We start from the raw sequence: 21,499 nt of genomic DNA, 5'->3' as shown, positions 1-21,499 counted from the left end.
CCCTTCATCTATATTTTAATTTTATTACCGATATTATTCAAGTGTATTTATATTGTTTTTTTATTTGATTGGTCGTTTTGGGATAGTGATCTCTATCTTGAAAAAATAAGACACCCAATAAAGCTTTATAGGTATCATTGCTTTATTGGGTGTTCTTGTATCTAAATGTTAATGTTTTGTTTTAGGAGTTAGCTTGCTTTTACTAGTAATGACTAAGCGTGCAATTTGATCCGCAAAGAGTAAGCCCATTGCGATGGCTCCAGCGATTAAAGTAACCTCTAACATTGTGGGTACAGCTTTGCTGAATTGCAGTATAATCAAGCTTTTAGTTGTATCAAAAGCTAAACCTCCGGGTACTAAAGGAATAATACCAGGAATCATAAAAATAATGACAGGTTCTTTCTTTAAACGTGCCATAATATGACTGATTAAGCCTAATGTGAGACTTGAAAAGAAAGAGGCGTAGATTGTATGAATATGGAGTCCGGAATATAAAATGATATAGACTGTCCAACCACATGCACCTACGAAACCTGCATAAAAGTACATGCGTTTCGGCGCATCGAATATAATACAGAAGAACAGTGACGCAATATAACTAAAGAAAAAATGTGAAATCCAAAATAGCATCTTGTCATCACCCTCCTAAAATATTAATAGCATTGTGCCGACTCCGGCACCGATGCCGAATGAAGTCACTAATGCTTCTAAAGATTTGGTTGTAAACATCATCATATGACCGCCGAATAAATCTTGAATCGCATTCGTAATCAAGACTCCAGGTACAATCGGCATGACGGCTGCGATGATAATCGCAGAAAGCGATCCGTCTGGTACTAAGTTATGACCGAGTATCGCAATGCCTCCAATGACTACAGAACCTAAAAACTCTGGGATAAATAATGTTTTTAAATTCGCACGGTATAACATTTCGACTAATAAATAACCTAAACTTCCAGCAAAAATAGTGGCAACAATATCTACAAAATTACCGGTCTGTAAATATAAGAAACTGATTGAAATAATGGCAGCTGCGATGCCTTTATAAATTAAATCATGGGTTTGTTTTTCATCATAAATCTTTTTTAGTGTTTCATATGCTTCTTCTAGGCCGATTTTTCCTGACGCAAGTTTACGAGAAACAGAATTTGTCTGTGAAATTTTGATTAAATTGGTATCACGTGACTCAATACGATACATACGCGGTGTCGTTTGATTATCTAATAAAAAATTGATAACTGTATTTGTGACGAAGCTATTGCTTTCATAGAAGCCAAGCGTTTCGGCGATGCGTGTCATTGTTCCTTCTACACGTGTACCTTCAGCGCCAGATTCTAATAAAATACGTCCCGCTAACATAATAGTATCTTTCGCAAGGCGTTCTTTCGGGGTATCTTCTATATAACTTGTTCTATTATCTAGTTCCATAACATCACTCATTTTCCTTTGTTGTATATGTAATTTTAAACTTTTTAGAAAATTCAATTAGTATACTTATTATGTCGGAAAATACTTACAGAAACAACCTAAGATTTCTTTTCGTTTATGTAAAACTTTTTCAACAACGTTGATATAGAAGGAAGCGTACGGGATGGAAATGATTTATGAGAACAATAAATGATAAATGTAAAATATTATGTTCATTATTTCTAATTAAGTATCATAATATACTTGCATACTATATCTAATGTTTCAAATATTTCTAAACGGTTAAAGTTATAATGGTTAGCTGTTAAAGCATGTTAACTGAGTAGCGACAGTAGCTGCTTATCAGTTAACCAGCTAAACAAGTAGTGGCAGAGTTCTCCAAGGACACTACACGAGGGATGAGCGGCACTGTATTTCAAGCCATACATGTGTACGCTTAGACGGCAGAAGCTACCGACATTAAGAGTGGATGATGCCGAAGAACGTGCCGCTAACGTACAGGCTGTATCGACAGCGTACATGTGGTACATAGGTGTCGTTCAATTCTTAATGCTGGTCTAGTCTTCTGCTTTAATTAATGAATAACACCATAACTATAGATTACTTGAAGAGAACTTACAGCGAGAGGGGCGTTGTAGAGTTCTCTTCCTTCTTATAACGCACGCTTTACCCGTATGCCCTTGGAGAGGTTGATACATAGAGATGCACCTGTTCTTTGAGTTTAGAACAGGTGCTGTTTTTATATGAAAGAAGGGACTGACATCGATGTCAGTCCCTGAGTTTCGTTATATTAATTTGTTGGTCTTGCTTAAATACTAAAGAATTTTTCTAGAGTGTCTTCTGGTAATCTATGACCAATAAAGAAGCTGCCGAACTCTCCGTATCGTGCTGTTGTTTCATCGAAACGCATTTCATAAACGATTTTTTTGAATTGCAGTACGTCATCAGAGAATAGTGTAACGCCCCATTCGTAATCATCGAAGCCGACTGATCCTGTGATGAATTGTTTGATTTTGCCAGCGTATTTACGTCCGATCATACCGTGGTCATACATTAATTTTTGACGTTCTTCCATTGAAAGCATGTACCAGTTATATGTTTCGTTACGACGTTTGTTCATTGGATAGAAGCAAATATATTCTTTTTCTGGTAATTCAGGGTAAAGACGTGCTTTCACATGAGGGTTCTCATAAGGGTCTTCATCTGATTTACCAGCAAGATAGTTGCTTAATTCAATCACAGAAACGTATGAGTACGTAGGAATTAGGTAATCTGCAATACGTAATTTATTTAAAGCTAATTCAATTGCGTTCAGTTCCTGCATTTCAGGACGTAATACCCAAAGTAAAATGTCAGCTTTTTGACCTGTGACGTTATAAAGTACATGATCACCGTTATGATGCTCACGTACTGAACCTAATTTATCTAAGAAGTCTTGGAATTCTTTGACAATTTCTTGACGGTCTTCATTAGGTACAAGACGTAATGTCGGCCAATCGATTGCATATAATAAATGGAGGCTGTACCAACCATCTAATGTTTCTGCTGCTTGACTCATTAATATCGCTCCTTTTGAAATATCTTTTAATTCAATTCAAATTTTATCATAAAGGCAGAGACAAAGCATACAAATCGATTAGAGGTCGGAACGTGGAAATTACTTCGTAAATGGCGTATAATTATGGATGAAAAAATATTAAAAAGCGAGATTTTCAAGGAGGATATTATGCCTAGTTTATTAGATGTATTGAAAGACAAACTTTCAGGAAAAAATGTACGTATTGTATTACCTGAAGGTGAAGACGAACGTGTATTGACTGCAGCAACAAAATTACAATCTTCAGATTTTGTAACACCAGTTGTATTAGGTGATAAAGACAAAATTGAAGCGTTAGCGAAAGACAAAGATTTAGATATTTCAGGTATTGAAATTATCACACCTTCAACAAGCGACTTGAAACCAGAATTAGTAGACGCATTTGTAGAACGTCGTAAAGGTAAAGCGACTAAAGAGCAAGCAGAAGATATGCTTAACAATGTAAACTACTTCGGTACGATGCTTGTTTATGCAGGTAAAGCTGAAGGACTAGTCAGCGGTGCTGCACACTCAACAGGCGATACAGTTCGTCCAGCATTACAAATCATCAAAACTAAACCAGGTGTTGCGAAAACATCAGGTGTGTTCTTCATGATTAAAGGCGAAGAACAATATGTTTTCGGCGACTGTGCAATCAACCCTACATTAGAAGCAACAGACTTAGCTGAAATTGCAGTAGAAAGTGCAAAAACAGCGAAAAGCTTCGGCATGGACCCTAAAGTAGCGTTATTAAGCTTCTCAACAAAAGGTTCAGCGAAATCAGACGATGTTGAAAAAGTAGCGGAAGCAACAAAAGCTGCACAAGAAAAAGCTGAATCAGAAGGCTTGAAAGACGTTGTCATCGATGGTGAATTCCAATTTGACGCAGCAATCGTTCCAGAAGTTGCATCTAAAAAAGCACCAGATGCACAAATTAAAGGTGACGCAAATGTATTCGTATTCCCAAGCTTAGAAGCAGGTAACATCGGTTACAAAATTGCACAACGTTTAGGCGGATATGAAGCAATCGGACCTGTTTTACAAGGTTTAAATTCTCCAGTAAACGATTTAAGCCGTGGTTGCTCAACTGAAGATGTATATAACTTATCAATCATCACTGCAGCACAAACATTACAATAATGGATTTAGCTGAACGTTATTTTGACGGTAAAGATTGGCGCTATGTAGACCATTCAACTGGTTTTGCGCCAATGCAATCTTTTGCGTTTGATGACACATTTTCAGAAAGTGTGGGCAAGGATTTATCTTGCAGTGTAGTCCGCACTTGGATTCATCAACATACCGTTATTTTAGGTACACATGATGCACGTCTGCCGCATCTGAAAGAAGGCATTCGTTATTTAGTCGATGAACGCGGCTATAATGTGATTGTCCGTAATTCTGGCGGTTTAGGTGTTGTTTTAGACCAAGGTATTTTAAACTTTTCGTTGATTTTTAAAGGAAAGACTGAAGTTTCAATTGATGAAGCATTCAATTTACTGTATTTAGTTGTAGATAAAATGTTCGAAGATGAACATGTGAAAATTGAAACGAAAGAAATTGAACGTTCTTATTGCCCGGGAAAATTTGATTTGAGCATTAACGATAAGAAATTTGCGGGTATTTCACAACGCAGAGTCAGAGGCGGCATTGCGGTTCAAGTATACTTGTGTGTGGAAGGTTCAGGTGAAGAACGTGCTGAAATGATGAAAGCGTTCTATGACAGAGCTCTACAAGGCGAAGAAACAAAGTTTAAATATCCAGATATCGATCCATCTTGTATGGCTTCGCTTGAAACCTTGTTCAGTCATGAGCTGACAGTTCAAGATGTGATGTTTAAACTACTCTATGCTATCAAGGATTTAGGTGGAACATTGAATATGGAACCTATCAGTGATGAAGAATGGGAACGTTTTGAAAAATATTTCGAACGCATGATTGCACGTAATGCTAAAATCAACGCAAAAATGGACGATTAAGCACAAAGGGATGTAAATAGCTGAAAAGCTAGGTGCATCCCTTTTATATTGTATTGCTTAAAAAATATTCTTGTAATTTACCCATGAAAGTGAAAATTATGACCGATATATGAACAAATCGTTTAAATCATAAACGATTTTCGGTAAAATGGGGAAGTAGTTTAATATCAGGTATTAATTTTACAACCTAGGTATGATAAAACAATGCAGAAAATAGGGTATAATAAAACGGTATTTGAATAAATATATCAAAAGAGAAAGAGTTATTTGATAAAAAAATAGAATGTCGGAAATAAATTATGGGTATATCAATGACAAAAAGACGTAATATGCGCCTTTCAATCCTGTCATTTTCGATCAGACTCGTGAAAGAGAGTGACTGGCTATTTCAACATGCAGAGAAACAGGATGCAATATAGATATACCATGACAAACTAGGAAAGTGCTAAAGGTGATGCGATATGACACGAACAGGCTACGGAGAATCTAATGGGAAAATAATATTAGTAGGGGAACATGCGGTAACATTTGGACAACCTGCGATTGCGATGCCATTTTCTTCTGGAAAAGTAACAGTTACAATTGAAGAAATGCCAGAATTGGCAGTGTCAACAATGATCAGTGATGTCTTTGAAGGCGAAATTGCAGATGCCCCTGAACATTTACATGCCTTAATCAGCAGATTCGAAGAAGAGAATCATATTGAATCACCTGTGATGATAAAAATCGATGCACAATTACCGCCTTCAAGAGGTTTAGGTTCTAGCGCTGCAGTAGCGGTTGCTTTTACGAGAGCAGCATTTGATTTTATGAATCAGCCGTTATCAGATGAAACATTGATTGAACATGTAAATTGGGCAGAAATGATTGCACATGGTAAACCAAGCGGTATTGATGCACAAACGATTGTTTCTAATAAGCCGACTTGGTTCCAAGAAGGCGTTTTTACCCCTTTAAAAACTTTAAATGTGGCAGGATATATGGTCGTTTTAGATACAGGTATAAAAGGGAATACCAAAGAAGCTGTCAGTGACGTCCATGAATTAGTGAAAAATAATCAAGAAAACATGGCGTTTATAGAGCGTATTGGACGTTTGGTTCACAAAGCAAATCAAGCGATTAATACACATAACTTTGAATCTTTAGCAGAGATTTTTAATGAGTGTCAAACATACTTATCTACATTAACTGTCAGTCATCCGAAGATTGACCGTTTACTGCAAGTGGCGAAACAAGCCGGTGCAGTAGCTGGGAAATTGACAGGAAGCGGACGTGGCGGCAGTGTGATTACATTAGTGAAAGACTATGCGACAGCGAAAAAAGTTGCTCAAGCAGTCAAAGAAGCAGGCGCGCAACATACATGGATTGAGAATTTAGGAGGTTAATTCAATTGGTGAAGACGGGCAAAGCGAGAGCGCATACGAATATTGCGCTGATTAAGTATTGGGGGAAAGCTGACGAAGCATTGATTATTCCGATGAATAACAGTCTATCGTTAACTTTAGATAAATTTTATACAGAGACACGCGCAACATTTGATGCGCAATTAGATCGAGACTACTTCTTCTTAAATGGGGAGGAAGTGGATGAAAAAGAGACTCAGAAGATTTCAGCATACTTAGATTTAGTCAGAGAGCGTGCAGGTACAGAATTGCATGCACGTATCGATAGTACTAACTTTGTACCGACAGCTGCTGGTTTAGCTTCTTCAGCAAGTGCCTTTGCGGCTTTAGCTGCCGCATGTAATGAAGCGTTAGAGATGAATCTTTCTGATAAAGATTTGTCACGCTTAGCACGTCGTGGTTCAGGCTCAGCAAGCCGTAGTATCTTTGGCGGATTTGCAGAATGGGAAAAAGGACATGATGATGAAACATCTTATGCACATGCGATTGATGCAGATCATTGGGAAGATGATTTAGCAATGATTTTTGTGGTCATTAATCAAAAATCTAAGAAGGTTAAAAGTCGTGCAGGGATGTCGTTGACAAGAAATACATCACGTTTCTATCAGTATTGGTTAGATCATGTAGAAGCGGATATTGCTGAAGCAAAAGCTGCCATTGCCGATAAAGATTTCGACCGTTTAGGCCGTGTCTTTGAAGAAAATGGATTACGTATGCATGCGACAAACTTAGGTGCACAACCGCCATTTACATATTTGGTACCTGAAAGTTATGATGCGATGGCTTTAGTGCATGAATGTCGTGAAGCAGGTCTGCCAGCGTACTTTACTATGGATGCAGGACCGAATGTAAAAGTGTTAGTCCAAAAACAACATCAACAAGCTGTGATTGATAAATTAACAACGTATTTTGATTCAGACCAAATCATCGCAAGTGATATCGGTACAGGCGTTGAAATTATAAATGAGGAAGATGAGCTATGATTCAAGTCAAAGCCCCAGGTAAACTTTATATTGCAGGTGAATATGCGGTAACAGAACCCGGTTATAAATCTGTCTTAATAGCGGTAAATCGTTTCGTTACTGCCAGCATTGAAGCTTCTGGAGACAATGGCGGTTCTATCCATTCTAAAACATTACACCATGAACCGATTACCTTCCATAGAGAAGGCGATAAGATTTCTGTATCTGATGCAGATGCGGCGAAACAATTAGCTTATGTCATTACAGCTGTAGAGGTATTTGAACAATATGCTAAAAGCTGCGGTAAATCATTAAAACACTTTAATTTAGTCATTGATAGTAACTTAGATGATGCTTCGGGTCATAAATATGGTTTGGGCTCAAGTGCTGCAGTATTGGTTTCAGTGGTTAAAGCTTTAAATGAATTTTATGAATTAGACTTAGCTAATTTAAACATTTATAAATTAGCGGTCATTGCGAATATGAAACTACAAAGTTTAAGTTCATGCGGTGATATCGCAGTCAGTGTCTTCACAGGATGGCTTGCGTATAGTACCTTTGATCATGATTGGGTCATGCAGCAGATTGAGACTTCATCTGTCGCTGAAGTTGTGAAGAAAAACTGGCCAGGTTTGTATACTGAACCGCTTCAAGCCCCAGAAAACATGGAAGTCTTAATCGGCTGGACCGGCTCACCCGCCTCCTCTCCCTACTTAGTCAGTGAAGTGAAGCGTCTCAAATCAGACCCTGATTTCTACAGCCGTTTCCTAGAACAATCGCAATCTTGTGTAGAACGTCTCATCTACGCATTTAAAACCAACAACCTAAAAGGTGTACAAGCGATGATTAGACGCAACCGCTCAATCATCCAAATGATGGACAAACAAGCAATTGTAGACATCGAAACACCACAATTGAAATTACTATGTGACATCGCAGAAACCTACGGCGCAGCTGCCAAAACATCAGGTGCAGGCGGCGGAGATTGCGGTATCGCAATTATCGGAAATTCAAAACATCGTCAGTCCATTTATGAAAGCTGGAAAGCATCTAATATAAAACCTTTACCTTTCCATGTTTATCAAGGACAATAAGACATCAGGCTGTCTCACCGGTCAACTTACGGTGCGGCAGTTTTTTGATGTTTAAAGCGGTCACAAAATCGTTGCTTGAAAAATTACGGAAAAAGAGTAAAATAGATAAAGTTGAAATAGTTTAAAACAAATTATAGAGATAAAGTGAGGTGGACAGAGCAGTGAAAAACAAATTTTTGATTTGTGATGATTGCCAAGCCGTAAATTGCAAATCCCTAGAAAAGAAACTAAAAAAACTAGATCCAGATGCCGAAATAGAGGTGGGCTGCCAATCATACTGCGGTCCAGGTCGCAGAAAGACATTTGCTTTCGTGAATAACCGTCCATTAGCCGCATTGACGGAAGATGAATTGATGGAAAAAGTTGAGAAGCAACTTCAAAAACCTCGCGACCCTGAAGAGGAAGAACGTTTACGTAAACGTAATGAAGAACGTAAACGCAGAAAAGAAGAACAAGATCGAAAATTAAAAGAAAAATTAGCCAAACGTAAACAAGCGAAATAATGATACAAAGTATAAAAAAGGCCCGTATGACTGGTGTGCTACCAGACAACGGGCCTGCTTTCTTATCGTTATAACTATCGCGAGATTCGTTTCTATATTGACTGTTTAATGAACGTGATGTGACTGCACTCGTGATGTTTGATTCTTAATAAACTTCCACATAGGATCTGCACGCATTTAAGACATCTTTAGTATAGAAATGACGTAAATTATCTTTAGTATAAGACGGTACTAATTCTTTACGTTTCACCCATTTATCAATCAGTGAAGGTGGAATACCATCTACCACCATTTCTGATTCATCTGTAACTAAAGTGTCCCAATCTAACGTAACAGGTTGTGAGTCAATATAAATGTTACCAAAGCTCGTATCATCCATATTTTAATCACCTTTTATTGAATTTTTTAGTCCCTTAAGCTTAATTAGATAGGGTACCTTGAGTTTCTTCTTGCAAAATTCATATACCCCGCTTATATATAAGTTATTCATCTTTTTTACAAAAACTTTACTTTTTGTTCAATTTTAGTGTAAATAGGGTGGAATTAATACACGATATGGGTTAGAGCAACTTCATAAATTTTGCTTATCGAGTAAATATCTAGTAAAGAGGTTTCAAGTATAATAAAAATCAGAGTATGAAAAAAGGGCTTTGAAAGTAAAAGTTAAAGACAATGCAAAAACAGGGTAAACATGATAAATACAAGGTAAAATGAGAGTGCGTTTTACCACAATTTGAGAAACTATATGATATAATTAATTTATTCATTTTGAAAGTTGAACTATGTAAGGAGACGTGATTAACGATGCGTACAGTGAGAGAAGCAACACCAGCAGATGTTGTCGGCATCAGAGATGTGGCAACAAAAGCATGGTATGACACGTATTTAAATATTTATGCTGCGACAACAGTGAATGAATTGCTCACAGCAGCTTATAACGAGCAACATTTGCTTAAACGATTAAAAGAACAATTATTTTTAGTGGCAGAAGAAGATGACGAGATTGTCGGGTTTGCGAACTTTATTAACGGCAGTGAACTCTTCTTATCTGCACATTATATTCACCCTAAAGCACAACGTAAAGGTTATGGGACAGCGTTGCTTGAGAAAGGGTTAGAACACTTTAAAGGACAATATGATGCAGTGTATCTTGAAGTGGATAACCAAAACGAAGAGGGTGTTGAATACTACCGTCAACAAGGCTTTGAAATGGTACGTGCTTACAACCGTGAAGTTTACGGTGAAGTGATGGACCTTGCCTTGATGAAGAAAGCATTTTAATGAAAATGACGTTAACACGATGGAGGGATGCTCATGGCGGAGACAGATTACGGTACTCAAAAATTGTATGAAGAGAAAGTATTCAAAGATCCGATTCATCGCTATATCCATGTCAAAGACCAAGTGATTTGGGATTTAGTGAAGACAAAAGAGTTTCAACGCTTGCGTCGTATTAAACAACTCGGGACGTTGTATCTGTCTTTCCATACGGCAGAACATAGCCGCTTCGGCCATTCACTTGGCGTCTATGAAATTGTACGTCGTATTATCGATGAATCGTTTGCGGGGCGTGAAGCATGGAATAACGAGGACCGTTTGTTGGCTTTATGTGCAGCACTCCTTCATGATTTAGGCCATGGTCCGTTCTCTCATAGCTTTGAGAAAATCTTCAATACCGATCATGAAGCATTTACACAAGCGATTATTACAGGCGATACAGAAGTTAATGCAGTGCTAAGTAAAGTATCACCGGATTTCCCGAAAGCTGTCGCAGATGTTATTAATAAAACGCATCCGAACAAGCTGGTAATTTCTATGATTTCATCCCAAATTGACGCAGACCGTATGGATTATTTACAACGAGATGCCTATTTTACAGGAGTCTCTTACGGCATGTTTGATATGGAACGTATTTTAAGATTGATGCGTCCAACCAAAGATGAAGTGCTGATTAAAGAAAGCGGTATGCACGCGGTAGAGAACTTTATTATGAGTCGTTACCAAATGTATTGGCAGATTTATTTCCATCCTGTGAGTCGTGCAGGAGAAGTGATTTTAAACAATTGTTTAAAACGTGCGAAAGAATTATATGAATCAGGCTATCAATTTAAGTTGTTCCCAAAAGACTTTATTCCATTCTTTGAAGGGACAATGACGATTGAACAATACGTAGAGTTGGATGAAGCGGTGGTACTTTATTACTTGAAAGCTTGGGTTAAAGAAGATGATGCCATTTTAAGCGACTTAGCACGCCGTTTTATTAACCGTGATTTATTTAAACATCTGCCGTTTGACGGCTCGATTATTACGATGAATGAATTAAGAGAACTGTTTGAAGCAGGTGGTATTAATCCAGATTATTACTTCGTCAGCGAATCTTTCTCTGATTTGCCTTATGATTATGACCGTCCAGGGTCTAATCGCCAACCAATTCATTTACTGCAACGTAATGGCAATATTAAAGAAATCAGCGGCCAATCTATGATTATTCAAAGTATTACAGGCATTAATCGCCAAGATTATAAATTATATTATCCTAAGGAATTGGTTCATCATATTGAAGATGACAAAATCCGAGAACGTATTCTCAGTATTTTGAATGAATTGAACTGATAGTTAAACAATTGTGTTCGAAAAGTATCAGATGATACGGTAAAATAGATAAAGGTAATTAAAAATGGAGGTGTGGCTTGTGGCAGACAAAAAGGGTTTTCAATTCAATATTATTAAAAATGACCCGTTAGATGGCCATAAAGGAACGAATATCGGGGCAATCAGTTTGGATAACGTTGCACCTGTATTTATAGATTTACAAGAAAAAGAAGCATTTATTGATATTGGCGCGATGCATGCTCGTGCGGATGTTGAAAAAGGCGTTAAATGGATTACAGATAAAGAAACTGTAGAAGGTCCTGAAGCGAAAGCTTATTGGTTATGCTGGGTAACGACTGAACGTGGTGAACAAGGTGCTTATTATGCTGGATTGACAGCTTGTTATTTATTAGTGAACAAGAAAATCCGCAGAGGCTATAAGAGTATGCCTGAACATGTCAACATGATGGATAAATCCATGAAACATAAAATTGTCATTGACCATATTGGTGATGACAATATTGAAATTATCCGTGAGTTCTTAAAAAATCATGATAAAGACATGTGGGATAACTCAAGTGATGAATTAAAAGAAGCACTACACGATAAATAAGAATAGTTATACAAAGGCAGAAATCACATGATGTGGTTTCTGTTTTTTCTTTCTCAACCAAAGTCATTTTGCACGTAAATTGGATAAATATGTTAGAGTGTAAGTATTATATTTTGAATAATCACAATAATCGAACAAAGGGGAGCGGAGTCTATGAGTTCAGAATTAATTCAACGATTACAAGACAAGGAAGAACGTATGGTTGAAATCAGACGTTATTTACATGCGCATCCAGAGTTATCGTTTAAAGAGGTAGAGACACCGAAGTATATTGCGGATTTCTATAAAGATAAGGATTGCTTAGTTGAAACAAACGTCGGTGACAACGGGGTGAAAGTCACAATAGATAGTGGGAAACCAGGAAAAACAATTGCGATTCGTGCTGACTTTGATGCTTTGCCGATTGAAGAAGCAACAGGGTTGCCGTTTGCGTCAGAGAATCCAGGTGTGATGCATGCGTGTGGACACGATGCACATACGGCTTATATGTTGATATTGGCTGAAACACTGATTGAAATGAAAGATCAATTTTCTGGGAAAGTGGTCGTAATCCATCAACCTGCTGAAGAAATGCCGCCAGGCGGTGCCATCGGTATGATTAAAGACGGTGTCCTAGACGGTGTAGACCATGTCTTAGGTGTGCATGTGATGAGTAATGGTGAACGTGGTACGATTTATTATCGTGAAGGCAATGTACAAACTGCACGTGGTTACTTTAAATTAGTCATTCACGGTAAAGGTGGACACGGTTCTTCTCCGCATGACGCAAATGATGCGATTGTAGCGGGTGCGAACTTTGTGACAACGGTACAAAGTGTCGTATCAAGACGTATCAGTCCATTTGAAACGGGTGTCGTTTCTATCGGTTCTTTCGATGCGAAAGGTCAATTCAATATTATTAAAGATAAAGTAGAAATTGAAGGTGACGTACGCGGTCTGCATGATGAAACGAAAGATAAAATCGCACAAGAGTTACAACGTGTCGTTGATGGTTTAGAAACAACATTCGGTGTAACATGCGACTATGAGTATCTAGATGATTATCCAGCAGTATACAATGACCCAGATTTTACAGAGTATGTTGCTGAGACCTTGAATAACGCAGAGCGTTCTGCGATTCAAAAAGTAGAACGTTGTGATCCATGGCCGCCTTCAGAAGACTTTGCGTACTATGCGAAAGAAGTACCAAGTGTATTCATTTATGCAGGCGCAGCACCTGAAGAAGGTGAAGTTTATCCGCACCATCATCCTAAATTCAATATTAGCGAGTCTTCAATGATGACAGCGGCAGAAGCTGTTGGGACTGTTGTATTAGATTATTTGAAGGATGAATCTTAATAAGTAGAAAAATTTAATTGATTTCGTGATGTACAGCGTATACAGTGTGAATTTAGTCACTGTGTGCGCTGTATCTTTATGTTATAATTTGGTATATTAATGAATAATTCAGAATAGGGTGAGCGCGTCTTTGAATCAAAACATTCGTATCCAAACATTACAGACAATTGAACGCGATGATGAGTTTGATGAATTTGAATTTGAAACAGATGGCACTTGGCAAGAGAAGCGGAATGCTGAATTCATCCGCTATGATGAGCAAGTTGAAGACTTGACAGTGCATATTACATTGAAAATTCAAGAAGATGAAGTTAGATTAATGCGCAGCGGGAATATTAAACAGAACCTGCATTTTGTTGAAGGAAAAGATACCGTATCTTTATACGAGATACCGACGGGCAAAATTCCTTTAACGATTCGCACTTTAAGCATTCATCATTACGTACAACCAGACCAATCAAAACTTAAAATTCGTTATGAACTCTTTCAAAACGAAGAGAAGATGGGCACATACCTTTACCAAATTACCTATAAGGAGCTGAAGTAAGTGAATATTATTGATCAAGTCAAACAAACATTAATTGAAGAAATAACAGCAAGTGTTAAAGCCGCTGGACTTGCAGAAGAAGTTCCTGAAGTCAAAGTGGAAATTCCGAAAGACCCTAAAAATGGGGATTACTCTACAAATATTGCGATGGTGTTAACGAAAATCGCAAAACGTAATCCACGTGAAATTGCGCAAGCGATCGTGGACAATTTAGATAAATCTAAAGCGAACGTTGAGAACATCGAAATTGCAGGACCTGGTTTTATCAACTTCTATTTAAATAACCAATACTTAACTGCGATTATCCCTGAAGCTTTAGAGAAAGATACAGATTTCGGTCGTTCTGAAAAGAAAAAGAACCAAAAAATCTTAGTGGAGTATGTTTCTGCGAACCCGACAGGTGACTTGCATATCGGACACGCGCGTAATGCGGCAGTAGGTGACACGTTATGTAATATCTTAGATGCGGCTGGTTATGATGTGACACGTGAATATTACATCAATGATGCCGGTAACCAAATTACGAATTTAGCGCGTTCTATCGAAGCACGTTACTATCAAGCTTTAGGTAAAGAAGCAGAATTACCTGAAGATGGCTACCATGGTAAAGATATCGTGAATATCGGTAAAGATTTAGCAGAAAAACGCCCTGATCTACAAGAGCTTCCTGATGATGAACGCTTAAAAGTGTTCAGACAATTAGGTGTCGATTATGAAATGGAAAAACTTAAAAAAGACTTAGCTGATTTCAATACACACTTTGATGATTGGTTCAGTGAAACAACGTTATATGATTCAGGTGAAATCAAACGTGTCTTAGAATTAATGAAAGAAAATGGTCATACGTATGAAGCGGACGGTGCGACTTGGTTACGTACAACGGACTTTAATGACGATAAAGACCGTGTATTAATCAAAAAAGACGGCACATACACTTACTTCTTACCAGACGTGGCATATCACTATGATAAATTCCACCGTGATGGCGGCCAAGATATCTTAATCAACTTATTCGGCGCAGACCACCATGGTTATATCAACCGTTTGAAAGCTTCTGTTGAAACATACGGTATCGATGCAGACCGTCTTGAAATTCAAATCATGCAGATGGTGCGTTTAATGCAAGATGGCGAAGAAGTTAAAATGAGTAAACGTACAGGTAACGCGATTACATTACGTGAAATCATGGATGAAGTCGGTATTGATGCAGCACGTTACTTCTTAACAATGCGTAGTCCAGATACGCACTTTGATTTCGACATGGAACTTGCGAAAGAAAACTCAGCTGAAAACCCTGTTTATTATGCACAATATGCACATGCGCGTATTTCATCTATCTTGAAACAAGCAGGTGAACGTGGTGTAGTGCCATCTGAAAATGCAGATTTCAGTGTTATTAAAAACGATAAAGCCATTGACTTATTGAAGAAAGTTGCGGAATTTGAACTGATGATTGAAAGTGCTGCAGAACAACGTGCACCTCATCGTGTGACAAACTATATTCAAGAGTTAGCAGCAGCGTTCCATAAATTCTATAACGCTGACAAAGTCTTAACAGACGATGAAGCTAAAACTCAAGCTTACGTCTCTATGATTGCGGCAGTACAAATCACATTACGTAATGCCTTAGCATTAGTAGGTGTAACTGCACCGCATACGATGTAAGATTATATAAAGAAGCATTCTTGACGGGTGCTTCTTTTTTTATTTTTAAACTTGTAAAATTTTTGTAAGATTCATCTTCTCAGCCCGCGTAAATATGCTAAAATGAGATTTACATTACAAGTAAGAGGAGAAATTGATGAAACAGAAATTATGGGTGTTTTTAATCTTAATTATCTTAGTTGCGGCTGGGTGTTCTGCGCCTAGTAATAAAGAGAAAGCAGACAACAAAGACCAATCAGAAGAAAAAACGAAGCAAACGCAAAAATATCATCGTATTATCTCGTTGATGCCAAGCAACACTGAAATACTCTATCAACTTGGTTTAGGTAAAGAGGTTGTAGGTGTTTCTACAGTGGATGACTATCCAAAGGATGTTAAACATAAACAGAAATTTGATGCGATGAAACTCAATAAAGAGCAGTTATTAAAAGCAAAGCCGGATTTGATTTTGGCGCATGAATCTCAAAAAGGTATGGGCGATAAAGTATTAGGCGATTTAGAAAAGAAAGGGATTAAAGTCGTCTATGTACCTGAAGCACATAATTTTAATGAAATTTATGATACGTTCAAACAAATCGGTAAAATCACAGGCCGTGAATCTCAAGCCGACACACTAGTTTATGACACAAAACATCGTGTCGATGCTGTGTTGAAAGATGTGCCGAAGCATGAAAAAGCACCAACTGTCTTTTTAGAAGTTTCACATGAACCAGAGATTTATACTGCTGGTAAAAATACGTTCTTCAACTATATGATTGAAGAGCTTCATGCGAAAAACAGCTTTGAAGATCTAGAAGGTTGGAAGAAAGTCAGCAAAGAAAGTATTATCAAGCATGACCCGAATGTCTTAATTACGACAGAAGGTATCACACGTTCGGATTATTTGAAAATAATTCGTAAACGTGGCGGCTTTGAAAATTTAGAAGCTGTGAAGAAAGGTCGAATTGAAGCGGTAGATGGTGATACGATTTCAAGACCAGGTCCTCGTATCGACCAAGGACTGAAAGCATTGAGAGATGCGATTTACCGTGATGAAAAATAATATGAAACAAACCACTATTATTATAGGATGGTGTCTCGCGTTAATCGTGAGTATCGCAATCAGCTTATCTTGGAATTTAGGCAGCTGGTCGGACCCCTTAAATCATAGTATTTTGTTTGAAGTGCGCTTACCGAGAGTGCTCGAAGCATTATTGGCTGGTATCGGTTTATCGATTGCCGGCCAAATGTTTCAAACCGTGTTGAATAATCCGCTTGCAGATAGTCTGACATTAGGCTTAGCGAGCGGTTCTGTTTTAGGTAGCGGTATAGCTGTATTTATCGGTTTAAGCAGTTTATGGATTCCGTTCGCTTCAATTGTTGCAAGTATGTTAACTTTAGCCATTGTTTTAGGGGTGACTGCCGCAATTTCACAAGGTTATATGATGCGTGCATTGATATTATCAGGTATCATGATAGGTGCATTATTCAATGCGTTTTTATATCTATTGATTCTACTTGATGAACGCAGAATGAAAAGTATTGTGATGTATATGTTCGGTGGTTTTTCTAATGCGGAATTACATGAAGTATATGTGATCGCACCTATCATGATGTTATGTGTCGTATTACTCGGCTTATTGTTGCCAAAGGTAAAGTTATTACAAGTTGGAACGTTGAAAGCACGTTCTTTAAGCCTGAATGTCAGACAGATGATGTTTATGGTGTTAACTTTATCATCTATCATGACAGCTATTATTGTGTCATATACTGGTATTATTGGTTTTATCGGTATGATTGTACCGCAACTGATTAGAAGGACGACGCAAACGACATTAGGAGTACAAATGTTGCTGAACGGTATTGTCGGCGGCACGGTAATGGTCTTTGCGGACACGTTAGGTGCACAATTATGGAATCCGATTGAAATTCCAGCAAGTATCATTCTTGCTTTATTAGGAATACCTGTACTTGGGTATTTAATAGCAACCCAGAAACACTCGTATGAATAATCTGATGAATAAAGAAATAATCACAGATGCCAAATAGGCATTTATAGGAGAGAAGCTTATGAATTTAGAGGGGATTAAAGCGGTCGTATTCGATTTAGAAGGCACGCTGTTGGATCGTAATAAATCAAGAGAAAAATTTATTGAAGAACAATATGAACGATTTCATGATTATTTAGTTCATGTTCAAGCGCGTGATTTTAAAAAGCAGTTTATTGAATTAGATGATGATGAAGATCATGATAAACCTGAACTTTATAAAGCGATTATCAAACGATTCCATGTTGACCGTTTAACATGGAAAGATTTATTCCGCGATTTTGAAACACATTTTTATCGTTACGTCTTCCCATACCATGATACACAGTATACACTAGAACGTTTAATTCAACGTGGTTATTTGACAGGTGTCATTGCGAATGGTAAATCTAAAATTAAACAATATCGTTTAGAAAACTTGGGTATCTTATCCTATATTCATTTTTTATCCACTTCTGAAATGGTCGGATTTAGAAAACCGCATCCTAAAATCTTTGAAGATATTATGGATCAATTAGATGTTAAGCCTGAAGAAGTGATGTATGTCGGTGATGATGCATTAAATGATGTTGCACCGGCACGTGCAATGGGTATGGTCAGTGTATGGTTCAATCATGAAGATGATGAAGTAGAATTAGCGCCAGAACCTGAAGAGATGGACTTTGAGATTTCAACTTTAGAAGAGCTGTTAGAGATATTACCGAAAGAAGCCCCACAATCTAAGGAGAGTGAAAAAGCAAATGGAACTATTTACGACGAAGGATAATACAACGTTAAATTATATAACAAAAGGAAGCGGACAACCTGTTGTGTTGATTCATTCCGCTTTTGAGAATTATTCGATTTTTGATGATATTGCGACGCAATTATCATATGATTACCAAGTCGTCAGCGTAGATTTACGAGGCCATGGTTACTCAGATAAACCATTAAATATTGATTTTGCAGATTACGCAGAAGATATTAAAGATTTACTAGATTACTTATATATCAAACATGCTTTCTTCATTGGTCAAGAACTTGGCGCGACAATTGCGGCAGACTTTGCCTCTAAATATACGGAATATAGCGATGGTATTATTTTAATCAACCCAGCAACATTACAATCAGAATTGCCAGAAGCACGTTTGTATAGAAAATATGCAGATCAAATCAGAACGTTAGAAGAAAACAAGCAACAAAAGTTCTTAGATAAACATACGTATGGTTCACCAAAAAAAGCAGGGAAAATGTTGAAACACTTTTCTGATACACTGACATTAATGACAAGACTTGAAAAAGAAGCGGTGGCACAATCATTCGAACAAACTGAAATTGATTTAGATTTACATCAAATTAAAGCACCGACATTAATAATTGTCGGAAAATATGATGAACGTTTAACACCACAAGAGTTAGATACCTATACAAAAGGAATCGCTCAAGCACAAGTTGAAACGTTTGAACATTCAGGACTGTATCCGATGGGTGAAGAAAAGAAAGCATTCTTACAAACTGTGACAGCATTTATTAATGTGAATGAAGTGTTAGAAGATGAGCAGAAACGCGTACCTACGCAACAGTAAAGTTTTTAATCATTAATATTAGCAATTAAACTCCAAAATATTATACAATATTACAAAAGATTACATCTAGAGACTGATTACATCAATGGTAATTAGGGGTATAGTGTAATAAGCGCAGAAAAAGTTACAAGAAATTTACAAAAAGAGAGCAAAGGAGTTATTGCTTATGAAAAAATTACTTTCAGCGGCTATTGTTTCTGCAACAGTGGTAACTGGACTCGGCATCTCTCAAGCAGATGCAGCGTCTGGCAATACGATTCAAACCGTTCAACAAATCCACCATGGAGATACTTCTCTAGAAGGCGTTAAGCTAGGTCAAAACATTCAAGATGTTTTGAAATCACAAAAACTCACAGGTTATTCTTATAAACCTGATAAAACGAAACATTATTATGAGTTTAACTCTGACAAAGGCTTAATGATTGTGACAGCTGATGGTCAAAAAGACCACGGCAAAGTGACGCACGTTACGATGAAATACAACAAAGCAGATGGCCCAAGCTTTAATACTGTACGTAAACAGTTAGGCAATACGGTCACTTGGAGATATAACTATAATGAAGTCACTGGCAACTTCGGTTACATTAAAGATAAAGATACTTCTTATCAATTTACAAGCCAATCACCAAAAGATAAAAACTTAAAACTTTATCGCATTGATATTGGTAAATAAGTATACATGAAACAAAGGCAGGGGTGTTGCACGCTCCTGTCTTCTTTATATTGATTGAACGAAGCAACTGTGCCATGATAAATTAGTAAGGATAGTAAATTTAAAGGAGTCACATCATGCGACCGAATGACAAAATTTTATTAGAAAATATTAGTGATTACTTCAACTATAAAGGAATTGCGCCTAACATGATTGACGATATTAAAGAAAAAATTCGTCAAGATTTACCGAAATCTGAAGCGCATGACGTAGATTATATCGAATATCGTAAAAAGGCACCGGCAGAAATTATTTTAACCATCCAAAGAAATTTATTTGGCTTACAGCTGAATCCGATTCTCTTTTTCATTATCAATTTCTTATTAATCTCTTACCTTTACGATAAACAATTTGTGCCATTTCAGGCTGCGACAGGATTATCATTAGTCTATTGTCTAATCATCTTCCCAATTACAGTTTTTGTATACTTCAGGATTGTACGAAAGAATTATTTATACAGCAATAAAGCTGAAGTAATGATAGGCATAGGAATTGTGATTGTAGCGGCTGTTTTAGTAGCACTGCATGGTTTGAATATTGATCTTGGCGTTATTGTAGTAACAAAATATGCGCATATTTTTGTGTTCTTTTTCGGCTTAATTATGGCTGGTTTAGGACTGTATTATAAGCGTTTTGAATTCACAGGTGTAGGTTTATTATTAGCACAAAAAACAATAGATGCGGTTATTTTAGACCCGAATATAGCGCAAATCGGTACAATTATTATCTGGGTATTAATCTTGGCAGTTATTATCTATTATTCAATCAAGTTATCTACACGAGGAAAATAATAAAAGTGTCTATATGAGAAATAAATAGACAACAAGTTCGAGAACAAAATATGTATTTCATGGTAAACAAAAAGCGTGATGCTTTGAATGACATTCATTCAAAGCATCACGCTTTTTATATTATCCTTTATAATCTATCGTCAGCTGATCAGATTTTGATTTCTTTGTTTGCAGTTAAAATGCGTTCGTTAATACGATTTAATAATTCGTTGATTTTTTCACGTTGTTTAGAATTTACTAAGATTAAAACTGTTCTTTCATCTTGTTCGTTACGTTTTTTATCGAAGTAATCTTCTTGTGATAAATTTTTAACAGCTTTAACAACTTGAGGTTGTTTGTAGTTTAAGTGATTAATAATATCTTTTAAGAAATATTCCTCGTCATCTGATTGACTAAGGAAAGTTAACACTGCAAACTCTTCGAAGCTGATTGTAAACTCTTTTTTAATAATGCTTTTCATCTTGTCAGCATATGTCACCATTGCTAAAAGATCAGATGAATTTTTAATTTTTGATACTGCCATTTGTATTTCCTCCCTTGACATTCCCATTATCGTAGTATTATTGGCAAATAGACTAATATTAACATTAATTTCATAATTGGGACTAGATGCAATTGCATCAAAATATTCCTGCCCCTATTATTTATTTAATTATAACTAAATAAAAATGAAATGTAAACAAAAAAACATTATAAAACAATGG

Annotated in this window: 23 protein-coding genes; 18 read left to right on the top strand and 5 right to left on the bottom strand. The window is 37.0% G+C overall.

Features of this window, described 5'->3' with window-relative positions; genetic code table 11:
• Positions 1 to 168: 168 nt before the first annotated feature.
• The 3 genes from BU038_RS08440 to hemQ all read right to left on the bottom strand — a co-directional run bounded on the left by BU038_RS08440 (position 169) and on the right by hemQ (position 2,986).
• Positions 169 to 630, bottom strand: a complete 462-nt coding sequence (locus BU038_RS08440; RefSeq protein WP_002481378.1) for a threonine/serine exporter family protein — start codon at positions 628 to 630, stop codon at positions 169 to 171.
• A 15-nt stretch (positions 631 to 645) separates the two neighbouring features.
• Positions 646 to 1,428 carry a threonine/serine exporter family protein gene (locus BU038_RS08435; protein WP_107605653.1) on the bottom strand — a complete coding sequence of 261 codons (783 nt, stop codon included), beginning with the start codon at positions 1,426 to 1,428 and terminating at the stop codon, positions 646 to 648.
• 808 nt (positions 1,429 to 2,236) lie between these two features.
• Entirely contained in the window at positions 2,237 to 2,986 is a 750-nt protein-coding gene (hemQ, locus tag BU038_RS08430) for a hydrogen peroxide-dependent heme synthase (protein ID WP_107605652.1), read from the bottom strand.
• Positions 2,987 to 3,154: 168 nt separating this feature from the next.
• On the opposite strand from hemQ, the gene pta reads away from it, so the two are divergent.
• The 6 genes from pta to BU038_RS08400 all read left to right on the top strand — a co-directional run bounded on the left by pta (position 3,155) and on the right by BU038_RS08400 (position 8,945).
• Positions 3,155 to 4,144, top strand: coding sequence for a phosphate acetyltransferase (pta, locus tag BU038_RS08425; RefSeq protein ID WP_107605651.1), 990 nt, complete (start codon positions 3,155 to 3,157; stop codon positions 4,142 to 4,144).
• Positions 4,144 to 4,983, top strand: coding sequence for a lipoate--protein ligase family protein (locus BU038_RS08420; RefSeq protein ID WP_107605650.1), 840 nt, complete (start codon positions 4,144 to 4,146; stop codon positions 4,981 to 4,983). Before pta ends, BU038_RS08420 begins: the two co-directional genes overlap by 1 nt.
• 461 nt (positions 4,984 to 5,444) lie before the next feature.
• Positions 5,445 to 6,368 (top strand): mevalonate kinase, encoded by a 924-nt coding sequence (mvk, locus tag BU038_RS08415; RefSeq protein WP_107605649.1) that lies wholly within the window; start codon positions 5,445 to 5,447, stop codon positions 6,366 to 6,368.
• A gap of 5 nt (positions 6,369 to 6,373) precedes the next feature.
• Complete coding sequence (mvaD, locus tag BU038_RS08410; RefSeq protein ID WP_107605648.1) at positions 6,374 to 7,369, top strand: diphosphomevalonate decarboxylase; 996 nt, start codon at positions 6,374 to 6,376, stop codon at positions 7,367 to 7,369.
• Entirely contained in the window at positions 7,366 to 8,442 is a 1,077-nt protein-coding gene (locus BU038_RS08405; protein ID WP_107605647.1) for a phosphomevalonate kinase, read from the top strand. Before mvaD ends, BU038_RS08405 begins: the two co-directional genes overlap by 4 nt.
• A gap of 161 nt (positions 8,443 to 8,603) precedes the next feature.
• Positions 8,604 to 8,945, top strand: coding sequence for a DUF1450 domain-containing protein (locus tag BU038_RS08400; protein WP_107605646.1), 342 nt, complete (start codon positions 8,604 to 8,606; stop codon positions 8,943 to 8,945).
• A gap of 145 nt (positions 8,946 to 9,090) precedes the next feature.
• On the opposite strand, the gene BU038_RS08395 is transcribed toward BU038_RS08400, so the two are convergent.
• Positions 9,091 to 9,324: a hypothetical protein gene (locus BU038_RS08395; protein ID WP_107605645.1), complete on the bottom strand. Its 234-nt coding sequence runs from the start codon at positions 9,322 to 9,324 to the stop codon at positions 9,091 to 9,093.
• 425 nt (positions 9,325 to 9,749) lie between these two features.
• Between BU038_RS08395 and BU038_RS08390 the strand changes: the two genes are divergently transcribed.
• From BU038_RS08390 to BU038_RS08335, 12 genes are all read left to right on the top strand, one after another.
• Positions 9,750 to 10,226: a GNAT family N-acetyltransferase gene (locus BU038_RS08390; protein WP_107605644.1), complete on the top strand. Its 477-nt coding sequence runs from the start codon at positions 9,750 to 9,752 to the stop codon at positions 10,224 to 10,226.
• 33 nt (positions 10,227 to 10,259) lie between these two features.
• A complete protein-coding gene (locus BU038_RS08385) occupies positions 10,260 to 11,558 on the top strand; it encodes an HD domain-containing protein (RefSeq protein ID WP_107605643.1) in 1,299 nt (432 codons plus the stop codon).
• Between the two features lie 64 nt (positions 11,559 to 11,622).
• Positions 11,623 to 12,150, top strand: coding sequence for a YwhD family protein (locus BU038_RS08380; RefSeq protein ID WP_107605642.1), 528 nt, complete (start codon positions 11,623 to 11,625; stop codon positions 12,148 to 12,150).
• 153 nt (positions 12,151 to 12,303) lie between these two features.
• Entirely contained in the window at positions 12,304 to 13,488 is a 1,185-nt protein-coding gene (locus BU038_RS08375) for an amidohydrolase (protein WP_107605641.1), read from the top strand.
• 130 nt (positions 13,489 to 13,618) lie between these two features.
• Positions 13,619 to 14,035 carry a DUF1934 domain-containing protein gene (locus BU038_RS08370; RefSeq protein WP_002481392.1) on the top strand — a complete coding sequence of 139 codons (417 nt, stop codon included), beginning with the start codon at positions 13,619 to 13,621 and terminating at the stop codon, positions 14,033 to 14,035.
• On the top strand, positions 14,036 to 15,700 hold the full coding sequence (gene argS / locus BU038_RS08365) for an arginine--tRNA ligase (protein WP_107605640.1): 1,665 nt from the start codon (positions 14,036 to 14,038) through the stop codon (positions 15,698 to 15,700).
• A gap of 136 nt (positions 15,701 to 15,836) precedes the next feature.
• On the top strand, positions 15,837 to 16,742 hold the full coding sequence (locus tag BU038_RS08360; RefSeq protein ID WP_107605639.1) for an ABC transporter substrate-binding protein: 906 nt from the start codon (positions 15,837 to 15,839) through the stop codon (positions 16,740 to 16,742).
• A gap of 1 nt (position 16,743) precedes the next feature.
• A complete protein-coding gene (locus tag BU038_RS08355) occupies positions 16,744 to 17,691 on the top strand; it encodes a FecCD family ABC transporter permease (protein WP_107605654.1) in 948 nt (315 codons plus the stop codon).
• Between the two features lie 58 nt (positions 17,692 to 17,749).
• A complete protein-coding gene (locus BU038_RS08350; protein ID WP_107605638.1) occupies positions 17,750 to 18,493 on the top strand; it encodes an HAD family hydrolase in 744 nt (247 codons plus the stop codon).
• Positions 18,468 to 19,292: an alpha/beta fold hydrolase gene (locus BU038_RS08345; RefSeq protein WP_107605637.1), complete on the top strand. Its 825-nt coding sequence runs from the start codon at positions 18,468 to 18,470 to the stop codon at positions 19,290 to 19,292. The genes BU038_RS08350 and BU038_RS08345 overlap by 26 nt, the downstream gene beginning before the upstream one ends.
• 166 nt (positions 19,293 to 19,458) lie before the next feature.
• Entirely contained in the window at positions 19,459 to 19,965 is a 507-nt protein-coding gene (locus tag BU038_RS08340; protein ID WP_107605636.1) for an SA0570 family protein, read from the top strand.
• A 116-nt stretch (positions 19,966 to 20,081) separates the two neighbouring features.
• Complete coding sequence (locus BU038_RS08335; RefSeq protein WP_107605635.1) at positions 20,082 to 20,795, top strand: hypothetical protein; 714 nt, start codon at positions 20,082 to 20,084, stop codon at positions 20,793 to 20,795.
• Between the two features lie 148 nt (positions 20,796 to 20,943).
• Here BU038_RS08335 and sarA read toward each other — a convergent pair whose 3' ends face one another.
• Positions 20,944 to 21,318, bottom strand: coding sequence for a global transcriptional regulator SarA (gene sarA, locus BU038_RS08330; protein WP_002481400.1), 375 nt, complete (start codon positions 21,316 to 21,318; stop codon positions 20,944 to 20,946).
• Positions 21,319 to 21,499 lie beyond the last annotated feature (181 nt).

It is taken from the genome of Staphylococcus simulans (assembly GCF_003043455.1).
Classification (GTDB): domain Bacteria; phylum Bacillota; class Bacilli; order Staphylococcales; family Staphylococcaceae; genus Staphylococcus; species Staphylococcus simulans_A.
The sequence above is the reverse complement of the archived record's forward strand: the minus strand, read 5'-3'. Positions and strand labels throughout refer to the sequence as shown.

Excerpts from the sequence above, each read along its gene's own strand:
- BU038_RS08355 (WP_107605654.1), top strand. The coding sequence starts at position 16,744 with ATGAAACAAACCACTATTATTATAGGATGGTGTCTCGCGTTAATCGTG.
- mvk (WP_107605649.1), top strand. The coding sequence starts at position 5,445 with ATGACACGAACAGGCTACGGAGAATCTAATGGGAAAATAATATTAGTA.
- hemQ (WP_107605652.1), bottom strand. The coding sequence starts at position 2,986 with ATGAGTCAAGCAGCAGAAACATTAGATGGTTGGTACAGCCTCCATTTA.
- sarA (WP_002481400.1), bottom strand. The coding sequence starts at position 21,318 with ATGGCAGTATCAAAAATTAAAAATTCATCTGATCTTTTAGCAATGGTG.
- BU038_RS08390 (WP_107605644.1), top strand. The coding sequence starts at position 9,750 with ATGCGTACAGTGAGAGAAGCAACACCAGCAGATGTTGTCGGCATCAGA.
- BU038_RS08405 (WP_107605647.1), top strand. The coding sequence starts at position 7,366 with ATGATTCAAGTCAAAGCCCCAGGTAAACTTTATATTGCAGGTGAATAT.
- BU038_RS08385 (WP_107605643.1), top strand. The coding sequence starts at position 10,260 with ATGGCGGAGACAGATTACGGTACTCAAAAATTGTATGAAGAGAAAGTA.
- BU038_RS08395 (WP_107605645.1), bottom strand. The coding sequence starts at position 9,324 with ATGGATGATACGAGCTTTGGTAACATTTATATTGACTCACAACCTGTT.
- BU038_RS08345 (WP_107605637.1), top strand. The coding sequence starts at position 18,468 with ATGGAACTATTTACGACGAAGGATAATACAACGTTAAATTATATAACA.
- pta (WP_107605651.1), top strand. The coding sequence starts at position 3,155 with ATGCCTAGTTTATTAGATGTATTGAAAGACAAACTTTCAGGAAAAAAT.
- BU038_RS08420 (WP_107605650.1), top strand. The coding sequence starts at position 4,144 with ATGGATTTAGCTGAACGTTATTTTGACGGTAAAGATTGGCGCTATGTA.
- BU038_RS08380 (WP_107605642.1), top strand. The coding sequence starts at position 11,623 with ATGGAGGTGTGGCTTGTGGCAGACAAAAAGGGTTTTCAATTCAATATT.
- BU038_RS08340 (WP_107605636.1), top strand. The coding sequence starts at position 19,459 with ATGAAAAAATTACTTTCAGCGGCTATTGTTTCTGCAACAGTGGTAACT.
- BU038_RS08440 (WP_002481378.1), bottom strand. The coding sequence starts at position 630 with ATGCTATTTTGGATTTCACATTTTTTCTTTAGTTATATTGCGTCACTG.
- BU038_RS08350 (WP_107605638.1), top strand. The coding sequence starts at position 17,750 with ATGAATTTAGAGGGGATTAAAGCGGTCGTATTCGATTTAGAAGGCACG.
- BU038_RS08335 (WP_107605635.1), top strand. The coding sequence starts at position 20,082 with ATGCGACCGAATGACAAAATTTTATTAGAAAATATTAGTGATTACTTC.
- BU038_RS08435 (WP_107605653.1), bottom strand. The coding sequence starts at position 1,428 with ATGGAACTAGATAATAGAACAAGTTATATAGAAGATACCCCGAAAGAA.
- BU038_RS08360 (WP_107605639.1), top strand. The coding sequence starts at position 15,837 with ATGAAACAGAAATTATGGGTGTTTTTAATCTTAATTATCTTAGTTGCG.
- BU038_RS08375 (WP_107605641.1), top strand. The coding sequence starts at position 12,304 with ATGAGTTCAGAATTAATTCAACGATTACAAGACAAGGAAGAACGTATG.